This is a genomic window from Actinomycetospora sp. 2LY8.5, from assembly GCF_057180585.1.
In genome coordinates this window covers 16,365-28,868 of sequence record NZ_JBXUHE010000061.1, presented here as the reverse complement: position 1 = coordinate 28,868, position 12,504 = coordinate 16,365, and the positions used below count along the sequence as shown (strand labels likewise).

General features: G+C 69.5%; 15 protein-coding genes. 5 read left to right on the top strand and 10 right to left on the bottom strand.

From position 1 onward, the window contains the following. Positions 1-112: 112 nt before the first annotated feature. On the bottom strand, positions 113-523 hold the full coding sequence (locus AC2A1K_RS33220; protein ID WP_483900630.1) for a hypothetical protein: 411 nt from the start codon (positions 521-523) through the stop codon (positions 113-115). A 146-nt stretch (positions 524-669) separates the two neighbouring features. Here AC2A1K_RS33220 and AC2A1K_RS33215 point away from each other — a divergent pair, with 146 nt between their 5' ends. Continuing rightward, the gene (locus AC2A1K_RS33215) at positions 670-1,530 is read left to right on the top strand and encodes a GntR family transcriptional regulator (RefSeq protein WP_483900629.1); all 861 of its coding nucleotides are present in this window, start codon (positions 670-672) and stop codon (positions 1,528-1,530) included. After that, a complete protein-coding gene (locus AC2A1K_RS33210; protein ID WP_483900628.1) occupies positions 1,527-2,255 on the top strand; it encodes an HAD family hydrolase in 729 nt (242 codons plus the stop codon). The genes AC2A1K_RS33215 and AC2A1K_RS33210 overlap by 4 nt, the downstream gene beginning before the upstream one ends. 24 nt (positions 2,256-2,279) lie before the next feature. Here AC2A1K_RS33210 and AC2A1K_RS33205 read toward each other — a convergent pair whose 3' ends face one another. The 8 genes from AC2A1K_RS33205 to AC2A1K_RS33170 form a co-directional block, all read right to left on the bottom strand. After that, positions 2,280-3,254 carry an NAD-dependent epimerase/dehydratase family protein gene (locus tag AC2A1K_RS33205; RefSeq protein ID WP_483900627.1) on the bottom strand — a complete coding sequence of 325 codons (975 nt, stop codon included), beginning with the start codon at positions 3,252-3,254 and terminating at the stop codon, positions 2,280-2,282. Then, complete coding sequence (locus AC2A1K_RS33200; RefSeq protein WP_483900632.1) at positions 3,251-3,877, bottom strand: HAD family hydrolase; 627 nt, start codon at positions 3,875-3,877, stop codon at positions 3,251-3,253. Before AC2A1K_RS33200 ends, AC2A1K_RS33205 begins: the two co-directional genes overlap by 4 nt. 20 nt (positions 3,878-3,897) lie before the next feature. Further along, the gene (locus AC2A1K_RS33195; RefSeq protein ID WP_483900626.1) at positions 3,898-4,404 is read right to left on the bottom strand and encodes an NUDIX domain-containing protein; all 507 of its coding nucleotides are present in this window, start codon (positions 4,402-4,404) and stop codon (positions 3,898-3,900) included. Between the two features lie 8 nt (positions 4,405-4,412). Continuing rightward, positions 4,413-5,573, bottom strand: a complete 1,161-nt coding sequence (locus AC2A1K_RS33190) for a rep family protein (RefSeq protein WP_483900625.1) — start codon at positions 5,571-5,573, stop codon at positions 4,413-4,415. Positions 5,574-6,309: 736 nt separating this feature from the next. Continuing rightward, the gene (locus tag AC2A1K_RS33185; RefSeq protein WP_483900624.1) at positions 6,310-6,513 is read right to left on the bottom strand and encodes a hypothetical protein; all 204 of its coding nucleotides are present in this window, start codon (positions 6,511-6,513) and stop codon (positions 6,310-6,312) included. A 663-nt stretch (positions 6,514-7,176) separates the two neighbouring features. Continuing rightward, positions 7,177-8,148: an alpha/beta hydrolase gene (locus AC2A1K_RS33180; protein ID WP_483900623.1), complete on the bottom strand. Its 972-nt coding sequence runs from the start codon at positions 8,146-8,148 to the stop codon at positions 7,177-7,179. 31 nt (positions 8,149-8,179) lie between these two features. After that, positions 8,180-9,106 carry an acetoacetate decarboxylase family protein gene (locus AC2A1K_RS33175; protein WP_483900622.1) on the bottom strand — a complete coding sequence of 309 codons (927 nt, stop codon included), beginning with the start codon at positions 9,104-9,106 and terminating at the stop codon, positions 8,180-8,182. A gap of 65 nt (positions 9,107-9,171) precedes the next feature. Next, a complete protein-coding gene (locus AC2A1K_RS33170; RefSeq protein WP_483900621.1) occupies positions 9,172-9,750 on the bottom strand; it encodes a TetR/AcrR family transcriptional regulator in 579 nt (192 codons plus the stop codon). An 80-nt stretch (positions 9,751-9,830) separates the two neighbouring features. Between AC2A1K_RS33170 and AC2A1K_RS33165 the strand changes: the two genes are divergently transcribed. The 3 genes from AC2A1K_RS33165 to AC2A1K_RS33155 are packed head-to-tail and all read left to right on the top strand — an operon-like array spanning position 9,831 to position 11,406. Further along, positions 9,831-10,202 carry a hypothetical protein gene (locus tag AC2A1K_RS33165; RefSeq protein WP_483900620.1) on the top strand — a complete coding sequence of 124 codons (372 nt, stop codon included), beginning with the start codon at positions 9,831-9,833 and terminating at the stop codon, positions 10,200-10,202. After that, positions 10,199-10,693: an oxidoreductase gene (locus tag AC2A1K_RS33160; RefSeq protein ID WP_483900631.1), complete on the top strand. Its 495-nt coding sequence runs from the start codon at positions 10,199-10,201 to the stop codon at positions 10,691-10,693. The genes AC2A1K_RS33165 and AC2A1K_RS33160 overlap by 4 nt, the downstream gene beginning before the upstream one ends. Continuing rightward, entirely contained in the window at positions 10,690-11,406 is a 717-nt protein-coding gene (locus AC2A1K_RS33155) for a type 1 glutamine amidotransferase domain-containing protein (RefSeq protein WP_483900619.1), read from the top strand. The genes AC2A1K_RS33160 and AC2A1K_RS33155 overlap by 4 nt, the downstream gene beginning before the upstream one ends. A gap of 364 nt (positions 11,407-11,770) precedes the next feature. On the opposite strand, the gene AC2A1K_RS33150 is transcribed toward AC2A1K_RS33155, so the two are convergent. After that, positions 11,771-12,469 carry a FadR/GntR family transcriptional regulator gene (locus tag AC2A1K_RS33150; RefSeq protein WP_483900618.1) on the bottom strand — a complete coding sequence of 233 codons (699 nt, stop codon included), beginning with the start codon at positions 12,467-12,469 and terminating at the stop codon, positions 11,771-11,773. Positions 12,470-12,504 lie beyond the last annotated feature (35 nt).

Here is a 12,504-nt window from a genome sequence, read left to right as displayed (position 1 = left end):
AAGCCGTGATTGCGCTCGCTCGCCGGCGGGTCAACGTCCTGCACGCCATGTTGCGCACCCGCCAGCCTTACCGTCTCGACCATCGGCCGGTCCAAGCCGCTTGACAGAAGCATTAGGCAGCCGCCTCACCCTCGGTTGAACGTCGCGTCTGGCGCTGCGGGCCGGCTGGGCGCACCGCATCAGCGGTGAACGACACGTCGACGCCCTTGCCCTGGCGCGACGCGCGGACCTTGACCCGCAGGCCCACCAGCTCCACCGGCGCATAGGGGGTGAGTTCGGGAAGCTCTTTCGAGGCGAACCGGACTCCGACCAGCACCGGCTGTCCGTCACGACCCAGGTTCATGAGCGTGTCGGCGACCCGGAACGTCTCCCCGGTCACGGGGTCGATCTCAGGGATGTTGCTCGGGCGTCGACCGTTGGCCGTGTCCTCCCAGGCCATGACGTCCGCGACGTAGCCCGTGGCGATCGCGGTCATCTGTGCGGCGTCCAGCGCTCCGGCGAACTCGAACATCTGCGAAGCCATCAGTGATCTCTCCTGTGCGAGTTGGTGACCCTGCTAGTCGGCCTAGCTTGGCTAGCCATGTACATAGTCGCACAGCATGGCTAGCCATGTCACGTCCTGGCTGACATGGCTAGGCAACAAGTGGGTCACGGCCATACGCTGGACTCGTGACCGATCAGGAGGGTCTGGACCCGAACGACCCGCGGCCGCCGTACCAGCAGGTGGCGAACGCACTGCGGGCCGCAATCCTGACTCGCGTCATGCAGCCAGGAGAGAAGCTGCCGTCCGGCTCAGCGCTCGCGGCCCGCTACGGCGTGGCTCGGATGACGATCCAGCAAGCGATCCGCATCCTGCGCGACGAAGGGCTGGTTGTCTCCCGCCAGGGCAGCGGGGTGTTCGTCAAGCAGCGCGCGGAGCGCCCTGTCGGCCTGCGCCCGCATCTGGAGCGCGCTTTCGGCCACCAGCGGGTGACCATCGACTTCGCCGGCTTCTCGGGGGAGACCCTGCACGGCGCGATCTCCGAACCCCTCGACCAGATCAGGGCCGGCCGGCTCCGACCCGAGTCCGTCCGGGTGCGCCTCTTGGTCCCCGATCCGACTCGGCCGTGGGCCCTGCCCGCGCGCGTCGAGGACCTGGCCGACAGTCCGGGGTTCCGCAAGCGCGCGACGCGGATCATGCAACGCCACACCCTCGCCGTCGTCGACGAGATCAACGAGCTACGTGACCTCGGGCTCGTCCCGGACGCGATCGCCGAGGTGCGCGTCATGCCCACAGTGCCGATGTTCAAGGTCTATCTGCTGAACGCCACCGAAGTCTTCTTCGGCTACTACCCCGTCGTCGAGCACGAGGTCCCACTGGACGGGGAGCCCACCAAGATGTGGGACCTGATGGGTAAGGACACCATCCTGATGAACCACTCCATGGCCGCCGACCCCGACTCGATGGAATCCCACCAGGTCAAGCAGGCCGCGCTGTGGTTCGAGTCCATGTGGGCCACCGTCGCCAAGCCCTTTGAGGCACAGTCATGAGCGACCTAACCGACGCCGAGCGACTGGCCGAGGTGATGGCGCCGGTTCGTCACGTCCTCCTGGACTTCGATGGGCCTGTCTGCTCCGTGTTCGGTGAGCTTCCCGCCGCTGAGGTCGCCCGCCGACTCGCCGAGAGCATCGACGCCGACCTACCCACAGAGGACGTAGGGACTGACCCCCTCGCCCTGCTGTCCGTCATCGCCGAGCGAGACCCCAGCCTCATGACCGCGGCCGAGGTCCGGCTCCGGGAGCTGGAGGTGGAAGCGGTCCTCACCGCCCCGATCACCCCGGGCGTCGTCGAGGCACTGCAGGCGTTCCAAGACACCGGCCGCACAGTGACCATTGTCAGCAACAACTCCGCCGCCGCCGTTCGTCGCTTCCTCGATGATCGCCAACTCGACAAGCTCGTCGCGGATGTCTGCTCTCGTGAGGAGTCTGACCCAGCGCTGCTGAAGCCGAATCCTCATCTACTCGAACAGGCGATGAGTCAGCTCGGCAGCGTTCCGGCGTGGTGCGTCCTGATCGGCGACAGCACAACAGACCTTGCGGCTGCGCATGCCGCATCAGTGCCTTCCATAGCGTTCAGTCGCAGTCCGAGGAAGGTGGAGATGTTGCGGAGAGCCGAGCCCGCTCCGACCGTCGTGCTCGATGACTTCGGCATGCTCGGACCCGCCCTCCTCAGGACGGGTACAAGACCCCACACGACGGCCACGCAAACTCCTTAACGCGGCCCGACGCTCGTTGGGTCTCTACCGTGTGTAGATGCCGGTCGGACGGTCGTGATAGCCCTTGGCTCCGATCGTCCGGGCGAGCGGGGAGAGCGTGCTCCCCTCGCTGAGGGCGAGTTCGGCGGCGGCCGGGAAGTCCCACCGGGGCGTCCAGCCCAGATCAGCACGAGCGCGGTCGTTGACGTAGACGCGGTCGATCGTCGCCGGGACGCGCCAGCCGCGCGCGGCGAACCGCTCGACGATGTCGGGGTAGAGCCGGGCGACGACGGCGGGCGCGTCCCGGCCGAGGTCCGCGCGATCCTCGGGGGTGAACGGCGTCGTGGCGCTGATGACGTAGCGCGCGAAGCCGAGCCGCGGGGCCCGGGCGGCGGCGAGCAGGTGCGCGTCGACGACGTCGCCGAGGTCGACGCGCCGGTACAGGTACTCGATCGCCTTCAGCTCGGCGTCGTCGTGCCGGGCGCGGACGTCGTCGCGGTCGTCGGGCTCGGGGAAGAACCGCGAGGTGCGCAGGACGACCACGGGCAAGCCGTCGCCGGCGGCGAGCTCGGCGAGGTCCTCGGCCGCGGTCTTGGTGGCGCCGTAGACGTTGCGCACGCGGGGGGCGACGTCCTCGGTGATCCATGCCGCGGGTGCGCCCCGTGGTGGGGTGAGGGCCCGCCCGAACGCGCTGGTCGTCGAGGTGACGACGACGCTGCGGACCGAGGCCGCCGCGGCGGCGTCGAGCACCGACAGCGTGCCGGTGACGTTGACGTGCACGAACTGCTGACGGGTGTGGGAGCCGACGTGTGGCTTGTGCAGGGTCGCCGTGTGCAGGACGTGGTCGACCCCCGAGACCGCGCGGGCGACCGCGTCACGGTCCGCGACCGAGGCGACGACGTCGGTGTGCGCGGACGCGAGCACGTCGAGACCGCGGACCGACTCACCCCGCTCGCGCAGCACCCGGACGAGAGCCTCGCCGAGGTGCCCGCTGCTGCCGGTGACCAGCCAGCGGCTCATGCTTGGACCCCGCGGTCGAGCATCATTCGCCCGTGCGCGTAGGCCTCGCGCAGGTCGTTGCCTCGGTAGGCCACCCGTGCAAGAGCCTCCACGCCCGGGTCGGCGTTAACGGCAACAGTGTTGCCTAAATGGGCAAACAGGGGCTCGTCGGACATCGAGTCGCCGTAAGCCACGCACGCGGAGACGGGCAGGCCACGGGCCTCGCGCTCCGCTTCAGTGAGGCGGACCTTGTCAGTAGGAGTCAGGATTGCAGCGGGATCGATCGGGTCGCGGAACGGCAGGGGCGGGAACGCTGAGCCGCGGACGACCTCGATGCCGCGAGTGTGCAGGTGGCGTGCAAAGAAGTCCGGCGACATCGTGATCAGCATCGAGGTCTCGCCACGCGCAGCGATGTCGTCACACACCTCCGCGATGCCCTCGATCCACGGCGCAGAGGTGGTGATCTCGTCGACGAGCTGCGCGTCGAGGTCGGCCCATAGTTTGCGGACCTCGACGGCGAACTCGGCCGCTGTGATCTCCATGGTCGCGAACCGTCGTTCGAGGTCGGCAAGCTCGCTTACTTGATCGAGTCGTCGCGCGATCTCAAGGCTGGCGGTGGTGTCACGGAGGAGCGTGCCATCCATGTCGAACACGTGTAGCGCCGTCACAGCGGTACTCCGAGATTACGCAGGCCGTAGACCGCGAGTGCCGAACTCGTCGGTGCCCCGACGAGCGAGTCCAGCACGAAGCGCGTCGGTCCGAAGAGTGGATTGGGCAGTGATGCATCATCGAACCACTGGAGCGTGGCGAACTCGTGAACGGCCACGATGTGTGCTTCGCCCTCTACGTCATCGACGACAGCTCCGGCCGTCCACATCGCGTCGCCCTCGATGCCGACGGGCGTAAGGCCGAGGGCGAAGATCATCACATCGCCCGCGACGAGCCCCGTCTCCTCGGCAAGCTCTCGCCGTGCCGCAGCCTCGAAGCTCTCGCCGGCCTCCACGCAGCCACCTGGTAGGGACCAGGACGGGCGCTCACCGACTTTCTCGCGCTTCCCCAACAACACCTGGCCATCCCGCCGGACGACGACCCCGACTCCCAACCTCGTTCCCACTACACCAACCCCCGGGCCTTCGCTTCGTCCTTCGACTTCTCGGCCCACGCTCGACATGATCAGGCCTACCCCAACACCTCAGTGAAGCCCATCGAATTTCGATCAGGACGGCGTTGAGGCCTCGGCTGCTCACCTGTGCGCCACAGCAGGCCCCAGCGGTCCAGCCAAGCTTGTGCTCCGCCGATCCCACCACGCTCAGCGGCGTCGAGGAGTTCTGTCTCGCGCCCGTGGCGACGGAGCCAGGACCAGCCCTCTGCGGTCAGACCGAGGCGGACGTCGGCCTCTTGGTCCTCCGCCGCGATCTCCTCGTCGGTGGCCTCGCGACCGAGGCCGGCGAAGACGCGGAGATCGCGGCGTCCGGTGGACCAGGTGAGCTGGCGCCGGCCGTCAGAGGCGGCTTCCCATTCCCACCAGCGGGCCATGGCGCCGGCTTCGTAGGTGTCGACGGCCTCGCCGAGCAGCTGCATCGGTGTGCGTCCGCCGTGGGACTTGGTCTCCTTGCGGTGCCCGGAGGTGACTTCGTGGGCCATCTTGGTGAAGTAGTCGGCGAGGTCGCCGTCGCCGAGCTGGGCGCGGCGCAGGTCCCACCCGTGCTCCTCGGAGGCGGTGTAGCCGCGTCGTTCCAGGGCGCGGCGCCAGCGCCCGAACATCCGTAGCCCGACGGCGGCGGAGACGAGGTCGGCGGAGACCTGTTCGGCGAAGCAGAGCAGGACGTGGATGTGGACGTGCCAGCCGTTGCGCTCGCTCCATGTCGCCTCGACCGCGCGGGCCCACCCGAGCAGGCCGCCGAACTCGTCGGTGTCGTGCTGCCACGCTGCGCCGGAGGTGACCGCGGACCACGCGTAGCCGAGGACGTCCCAGCAGCCGCCGTGCTCCTCGAGGTAGCCGCGGTGCGCGTTCTTCGCCGCCTGGACGTCCTTGGCGGTGACGCCGTCCCACTTGTTCGCGGCCTTGACCTTGAGGTCCCGCGTGATGTTCGCGAGCCGTTCGGCCTCGTGGCGCTGATCGACCGAAATGCCGAGGCGGTCGCGGCGGTCGTGGCGCATGGTCAGGGTGAGCATGAACGCCGACCCGCCGGCCTCGTCGACTGCGCGCATCACTGTCGCCAGGTCGTCGGCGCGGCGGGTGGCGATCTTCCCGGCGCAGACCGGGCAGACCCATACCGATCCGCACGTGGTCAGCCCGCCGTAGGCCGCCGACCGGGAGCCGTCCGGGTTGGTGATCACCCCGAGCGTCGGACCCGACCCCGAGGTCGTCGCGGCGTGCCCACACCCGCGGCAGCGCTTGAGGCCGCTGATCTTGCGGAGCTGGCGACGACGGGCCCACCGCTGATCCCGACCCGACCGTGCCGCCGCGATGCGCTCCGGTGACCGGGGGCGGCTGCCCTCTCGGCGTCGGCGGCCCGGGTGAAGAGTTGTTGCCCCTTTACCGAGAGACCCCGCGCTCACCGCGCACCCGCCACGGTCGAGCCGGTGGGGGCCGGCGCTGGCGCGCCGGTGCCCGGCCCCTTCGGGCCGGGCACGCTTCCCCTCCTGTCTTCGACCCGGGGTGCGCGCCCGTCCCGGGGCCGGGCCAGGGCAGCACAGGCGACGGCGACCACCAGGCCGACGACAGCGAGGTGGCGGGGGAGCGGGTGTGGCCTCCGGCGGGCAGGGCGCTCCGCCCCTGCACCCATGGCACCGGCCTCAGGAGAGGCCATCCCGGTGACGAGCTCGGCGGCGGTGACGGTGGGGTGGTGGTCGGGGCGGGGCCTCGCCCACGTCGGCGCTCCGAGGGCCTGCCAGCCCGGCCGCACAGCTGCAACCCCTCGACCACGCAGGAACGGCGACGGTCGATGAGCCGGGGGAGGGGTTGCACCCGCACGACCGGCCCGGCAACGACGGCCACGCGCCGCCGAGGGAGAGACCCCGAAGCCGGCCCGTGTCAGGCGAGCGGTGAGTGGGCTCGGGACCCGGGGGGCAACTAGCCGTTGGCCATGACGAACAGCATGATCACGAAGGCCGCGATCGAGAGGGCGCTCCACAGACGGACCCAGAAGGCGATCGAGTCGGCAGCCTGAGCGATGTCGAGGAGCCGGCGCTCCGAGTAGGTCGTCGGGCCGACGCCGGGCTGAACGGGCTCCGCGTCCACCTTCGAGAACTCGTTGAGCTTGCTCAGGATGCTCATTCTTTACTCCCCCTTGGGCTACGTGGGTGTCAGCGAGCACTTCGCCCAGGAGGACTGCCGCGTTAGCCCGAACGGCACCCCCGGCGAGTAACGATTTGAACACGTGTTCGATCGACAGCGGACCGTGCCTGCGGCAGCGTGACTGCCCATGCGAACCATCAGGACCTGGCGTGTTCTTCGTCGGCAGGGACGCGGACTGAGCCTCTGGGCCGTGGCTCGCGGCTGGAGCTGACGACCCAGCTGGCGTGTTGTTCAAGTCCCGGACAGCACAAGATCGCCGGACGTGCTGGTTCACATCCGGTGCACATGCCACCCGAGACTGCTTGTCAGGCGCCGCCATGGGACGGCACGAGGGAGCAGGTCAGCCAGGAGTCGGGGCGGGTCTCAGCAGGTCGCCAAGCGAGATCTTTCGGGTTTGCAAGGCGGGGGTTGAGGGTTCGATTCCCTTCGTCTCCACCCACCCTGACCTGCGATGAAGCCTACTAGGCGCGATCCTCCGTGTCCGGACGTGACGCGAAATCACGGCGGTGCTCGCTGTCGACTCGGTCCTCACCCGTCAACCCGCTTCACAGTTGCTCGCCAACGCGATGCGGCCGCGTCCTCGGCGACGGCGCGCCGACCGCTGGGTGCGGCTGCACGCGCCGTCGTCGAGTGTGAGTGAGATCAGCCCACGTTGAGTGCGTCACGGAGGAAGTCGATCGAGAGCTTCCGGGCGACGTTGGCGGCCTTGGTGTCTCGGAGGCTGTCGAGGAGCAGGAAGTCGTGGACCATCGCGAGTACGCGCAGGGAGGTGACGTCGTTGCCGGCCTCGCGGAGCTTGTTGGCGTACTTCTCGCCCTCATCGCGAAGAACGTCGGCCTCGTCGGTGATGACGAGGGCGGGCGGGAGTCCGGTGAGCTGCTCGAGGGTGGACCGGAGCGGCGCGGCGTGGTGTTCGGTGCGCTGGTCGGGGCTGGAGTAGTGGTCCCAGAACCACCTCATGGCGTCGCGGGTCAGGTAGTAGCCCTCGTCGAACTGGATATAGGACGGGGTGTCGAAGTCGGCGTCGGCGACGGGGTAGAGCAGCAGCTGGCCCTTGAGGTCGATCCCGCCGCGTTCCTTGTTCATCAGCGCGAACACCGCGGACATGCACCCGCCGACGGACTCGCCGGCGACGACGATGCGTGAGGTGTCGAGGCCGTACTCGGCGCCGTGGGCGAGGACCCACTGCCCGACGGCGTAGTTCTGCTCGATCTGGGTGGGGTACTTGGCCTCCGGGGCGTTGTCGTAGACGGGGAAGACCCCGGCGGCGCCGGCACCGACGGCGAGCTCGCGGAACAGGCGGTCGTGGGTCTTGTCGTCCCCGAAGACCCAGCCGGCGCCGTGGATGTAGAACACGACCGGGAGCGGGCCCGTCGAGCCCTTCGGTCGGATGATGCGGGTACGGACGGTGCCCCACTGGCCGGCGTCGACCTCGACCCACTGCTCGTCGACGTCGGGTCGCGGGACGCCCTCGCCGCTCTGAAGGTCGAGCAGGATCTGGCGGCCCTGTTCCGGGGGCACTTCGTAGATGCGCGGGTGGGGGTCGGTGGCCTCGGCGAGCTCTCGGGCCTCGGGCTCGAGGTAGGGGGTCACGGGCGGGGGGATCGGTGTCATGGGCTTCTCCTGCTCGTCGGACGGGTTGTGGTCACGGCGCGGTCGGTACGGAGGTTGGTACCGGCATGTGCAGGGCGAGCTGGCCCTCGGTGGTGACGGCGAACTGGACGGTGCGGATCGGGGCCAGGGAGCGCAGGTCGTCGGCCATCCGTCCTTGCCCGACCTCGAGGTTCAGAGAGCGCGGCAGGGTGGTGCTGCCGCTGGCGAGGGCGTTGGTCTGGCTGGTCGAGGTGTGCCAGGCGCCGTCGATGCGGGTGTAGCTGGTCAGGGTGGAGACACGCTCCCCGCTGGCGTGGCGGTGCTGGGCCGGTGTGGGGGCGTCGAGCGCCAGGTCGGTGCCGCCGTCGTCGTTGGCGACCCGGGCGTTCGTGCGGGCGGCGGTGATGTCGACGTCGAGGTCGGTGACCCACTTGGGGAAGCCGTAGCCGTCGTGGCCGCGGAGCTGCGCGATCTCGGTGTTCACCGGCAGCGAGAGCACGTAGGAGTGCAGGTGGTCGGTGCCCAGGGCAGCGAGGGTGTCGACGGCACCGACGCGACTGTGGCGTGCGGGACGGACGGCGATCCCGACGGCGGCCTCGGTGTAGTAGTCGATGTCGCAGACGTCGTAGCGGAAGAAGATCACCGAGATCAGACCCAGGCCGGGCGCGAGCTCCAGGGGCGCGAGCTCGCGCGGCAGCCGTGATCGGATCGCCCGCGACGGCGCGAGCATGCCGAGGCGGGCCACCGACATGCGGTAGTAGTAGTTCGGCGTCAGCGTGGGACCGATGCGGGACTCCACCGCGGTCTTGGGCAGGTTCCGGAAGAACTCGACGCCGCTGACGCGCGGGTCACGGGCGACCTCGTCGAGGTCGGTGGCCATGCGGTATCGGTCGTAGAGGCCGCCACTGGGTACGCGGACCCTGCGCCCCCCGAGGTCGACCTCGACGGTTGCCTCGGCCCGAGTCGATGACGTCGCCATCAGGCCCTCCTCGTATGTGTGCAGTGCTCACACGAGGCTAGGAGGCTGTGTGAGCACTGTCAACATTACGAGCGAGGAGTTGCTCCCAGCATCGTCGCCATCGCGTCGCGGACCGGCTTCTCGGGTGCCGCCGGGTCGAGCTTGCCGTCGAGGAGCAGGAACGCCAGGCCGTGGACCACGGCCCACAGCGTGGTCGCCGTCGCCGCGGTGTCGGCGTCAGGCAGCGTGGCCTCGATGATGTGGTGGAGGTAGGCGTTGATCGCCTGGGTCGCCGCGACCCGCTCGCCGCTGTTCGGGTCGCACGGTTCGGCGAACATCACCCGGAACAGCGCGGGATGGTCGAGGGCGAAGCGGACGTAGGCGACGCCGATCGGCTCGAGGTCCTCGGGTGTCGACGGCGACGGCTGCGCGGTCCCGAGGTCGGCAGCCAGTTCCCGGTAACCCTCGGCGGCGACCGCAGAGACCAGGGCCTCCCGGTCCGCGAAGTGGCGGTAGGGCGCCGTGGCTGAGACGCCGGCTCGCCGCGCGACGGCGCGCATCGAGAGCTCGGAGTCACCGGTCTCCTCCAGCAGGTCTCGGGCACCGCGGATACATGCCGCTCTCAGGTCGCCGTGGTGGTAGGGGGCGGTCGAGGCCTGGGGCACGGCGCACATCCTTCTCGAGTGTTCACTGCTAACATCCGCTGCTAGTGTGCAGTGCACACATTCTAGCTGAGGAGATCGCGATGAGCGGGCAGCTGTTCTCGCCCGTGGCCCTGCGCTCGGGCGCCGTGCTCGGCAACCGGGTCGCGAAGGCGGCGATGGAGGAGAACCTGGCCGGTGAGGGGCAGGTGCCGGACGGCGAGCTCGTCGAGCTCTACCGGCGGTGGGGCGCCGGTGCAGCAGGGCTGCCGATCACTGGCAACGTCATGGTCCACGCCGAGGCGCTCACCCGTCCGGCCGGCGTGGTGCTCGACGAGCACGCTCCGCTGGAGCCCTTCACCGCGTGGGCGCGCGCGGCGAAGGCGGGCGGCGCGAAGGTGTGGCCTGGGCACCCTCGGCGGTGGCACTCGACCTCGGGCCTCAGAGCAGCCGGTTCGCCCATCCCGTCGCGATGACGGAGGAGCAGATCGAGGCCACGGTACGACGCTTCGCGGTGACCTCAGCGCGCGCCGAGGAGGCCGGGTTCGACGGAGTAGAGATCCACGCCGCGCACGGCTGCCTGCTCTCGCAGTTCCTCTCTCCGCTGGTCAACCGGCGTGACGACGCGTGGGTGGCCCGCTGGAGAACCGGGCTCGGGTCTTGCTCGACGTCGTCCGGGTCGTCCGGAAGGCCGTGTCGCCCTCCTTCGCGGTGGCGGTCAAGCTCAACTCGGCCGACTGCCAGCGTGGCGGCTTCGACGCCGACGACTCGCCTCCGCCGCCAGCATGGCCCAGGTCCGCCGACAGCTTCGCCGGCTCGCTCACCGGCGCGAGACCGCCCCCGGCGTGCACCCGGCCTTCGCCTCGCCGTCGAGCAGCTCCAACGGCGCCGCGCATTGCACCGCTACCGGACCTGGCTCTCCGCCCGCACAGGCGCGGCCGTCACCGAGAAGGAGAACGCCCGATGACCTCGGTCCTGTTCGTCGTCACCGCCGCCGACCGCTGGACGCTGAGGGACGGCACGGTCCACCCCTCCGGATACTGGGGCGAAGAGCTCGCCGTACCCCACAGGACGTTCCGGGAGGCCGGTTGGGAGATCACGATCGCCACTCCGGGCGGCGTGGCGCCCACGCTCGACCAGCTCAGCATGGGCCGCACTGCCGGTCGTCCGTCGACGATCCGGGAGGTCCGTGAGTACCTCGACTCGATCTCTCCTGAGCTCGAGAGGCCCCGATCACTCGAAGAGGTCGATGAGTCCGACTACGACGTCGTGTTCTACCCGGGCGGGCACGGCCCGATGGAGGACCTCGCCCACGACGCCGTCTCCGGCGCGCTGCTGACCCGGCGGCTCGCGTCGGGTCGGCCGCTCGCGCTGCTGTGCCACTCGCCCGCCGCGACCCTCGCGGCACGCGGCGCCGACGGGTCGTGGCCGTTCGCCGGTTTCCGCATGACGGGGTTGTCGAACGTCGAGGAGAAGCTCAACACCTTCGGCTGGAAGGCGCCCTGGTACCTCGAGGACCGGCTGAAGGAGAACGGCGCCGAGTACTCCAAGGCCCTGCTGCCGCTGCGACCCCATGTCGTGGTCGACCGCAACCTCTACACCGGCCAGAACCCGTTCTCCTCCGAGAAGCTCGCTGAGAAGATAGTCGCAGATATCGCAGGCGCAGGCGGGTCGGCCTGACACACGCGACCACGACCAGGCCGTGACACGCCTCGTGGCACGAAACCAGGGCTACCGGCGGTGCAGAGGAGCACCGGGTGGCGGTCCGCGAGGACGTCGTTGCTGGTAGAGGCCCTGGTCAACGCGGTCGTCCATCTTTGCAGGGCGGGAGTTGAGGGTTCGATTCCCTTCGTCTCCACCGCTGTGACCTGCGATAACGCCAACTCGGGCGATCTTCCGTGCCGGACGTGACACGAGATCGAGGCGGTGCTCGGCGTCGACCCCAGCCTCATCCTGCGACGGCGGTATCGCCCCTCGCCCCGCGGAGCTCAGCGGGGAGGACGGGCGTCAACCGCCGTACAGCCGCGTTTCCGGGCGCCGGCCGTCAGGCGTGCTTGACGCTGTGCTGGCGGATCAGGTCGTCGAGAAGCTCGTTGTCGCGGTCCGCGATGGCATCGACGAGCCCCGCATGGATGCGATGGCGATCGGACATGACGTCGATGATCGGTTGGTCGTTCGCGGGTAGGACGGCGACGGTGTGACCTTTGATCATCTCGATGAGGCCCATGTAGATCGATCGCAGCACTGTGCTCGGGTTGACCTCGGCGAACAGTTCGTGGAGCCGCCAGTTGGCCCGCATGAAGGCGTCCGCATCGACGGCGTCGACGGCGTCGGACATGGCGTCGATCTGCTTGCGGTAGCGAGCGATGTCGGCGGGGGAGGAGTGCCACGCGGCGTCGGCGATGAGCAGCGGATCGAGGGCGTCGCGGATGCGGACGGCGTCGGCCACCGACGAGGCGTCGGCGTCGATGGCCAGCACGGAGTTGCCGAGCCGGACCATCGGGGACTGCTCGGCGGCGAACAGGCCGCCACCGGGACCGGGTCGGACCGCCACGAGCCCGCGCGCCTGGACGACCCGCAGGGCCTCGTTGAAGGTGCCGACCGAGACCCCGCAGAGCTCGCGCAGCTCGCCCTTCGTGCCCAGCCGGGCGCCTGGCTCCCTGTCATGGACCAGCTCGGCGATGCGCTGAGCTGCGCGTTCGGTTCGCGACGTCGCTCCATCGCTCATCAGGTCGCTGGCCATGTCCACCCCTCTCCCCAAAAAACATGATGATTATG

Bases quoted from the DNA above. Each gene is read 5' to 3' on its own strand.
- AC2A1K_RS33205 (WP_483900627.1), bottom strand. From the start codon at position 3,254: ATGAGCCGCTGGCTGGTCACCGGCAGCAGCGGGCACCTCGGCGAGGCT.
- AC2A1K_RS33185 (WP_483900624.1), bottom strand. From the start codon at position 6,513: ATGAGCATCCTGAGCAAGCTCAACGAGTTCTCGAAGGTGGACGCGGAG.
- AC2A1K_RS33155 (WP_483900619.1), top strand. From the start codon at position 10,690: ATGACCTCGGTCCTGTTCGTCGTCACCGCCGCCGACCGCTGGACGCTG.
- AC2A1K_RS33165 (WP_483900620.1), top strand. From the start codon at position 9,831: ATGAGCGGGCAGCTGTTCTCGCCCGTGGCCCTGCGCTCGGGCGCCGTG.
- AC2A1K_RS33150 (WP_483900618.1), bottom strand. From the start codon at position 12,469: ATGGCCAGCGACCTGATGAGCGATGGAGCGACGTCGCGAACCGAACGC.
- AC2A1K_RS33210 (WP_483900628.1), top strand. From the start codon at position 1,527: ATGAGCGACCTAACCGACGCCGAGCGACTGGCCGAGGTGATGGCGCCG.
- AC2A1K_RS33160 (WP_483900631.1), top strand. From the start codon at position 10,199: ATGACGGAGGAGCAGATCGAGGCCACGGTACGACGCTTCGCGGTGACC.
- AC2A1K_RS33220 (WP_483900630.1), bottom strand. From the start codon at position 523: ATGGCTTCGCAGATGTTCGAGTTCGCCGGAGCGCTGGACGCCGCACAG.
- AC2A1K_RS33175 (WP_483900622.1), bottom strand. From the start codon at position 9,106: ATGGCGACGTCATCGACTCGGGCCGAGGCAACCGTCGAGGTCGACCTC.
- AC2A1K_RS33200 (WP_483900632.1), bottom strand. From the start codon at position 3,877: ATGGATGGCACGCTCCTCCGTGACACCACCGCCAGCCTTGAGATCGCG.
- AC2A1K_RS33180 (WP_483900623.1), bottom strand. From the start codon at position 8,148: ATGACACCGATCCCCCCGCCCGTGACCCCCTACCTCGAGCCCGAGGCC.
- AC2A1K_RS33195 (WP_483900626.1), bottom strand. From the start codon at position 4,404: ATGTCGAGCGTGGGCCGAGAAGTCGAAGGACGAAGCGAAGGCCCGGGG.